Origin of the sequence: Mesorhizobium sp. M00.F.Ca.ET.216.01.1.1 (genome assembly GCF_004010325.2) — a bacterium.
Classification (GTDB): Bacteria; Pseudomonadota; Alphaproteobacteria; order Rhizobiales; family Rhizobiaceae; genus Mesorhizobium.
In genome coordinates this window covers 1-278 of sequence record NZ_SADR02000652.1, presented here as the reverse complement: position 1 = coordinate 278, position 278 = coordinate 1, and the positions used below count along the sequence as shown (strand labels likewise).

Sequence of the window (278 nt, the reverse complement as noted above, 5' to 3'; positions counted from 1 at the left end):
GGCCGGGCCAGGCCGTGCCGGCCGACAACTTCAGCATCCGCTGGAGCGGCAAGCTGGTGCCGCCGGCGACCGACACCTACCACCTGGAAACCGCGGCCGACGACGGCGTGCGCCTGCATCTGGACGGCAAGCGCCTGATCGACCGCTGGAGCGCCAGCGACCGCCTGCATGCCGACGGCGTCGACGTGCGCCTGGAAGCCGGCCGCAGCTACGACCTGCGCCTGGAGTACTACGAAGGCGAGCGCGACGCCGGCGTGCGCCTGGCCTGGCGCCAGCCC

The 278-nt window shown here is 73.7% G+C and carries 1 protein-coding gene; it reads left to right on the top strand.

The annotated features are described in order from the left end of the window. Nucleotides 1–278, top strand: a 278-nt coding sequence (locus tag EN859_RS37795) for a PA14 domain-containing protein (protein WP_210237797.1), incomplete at both ends; no start/stop codon positions are given.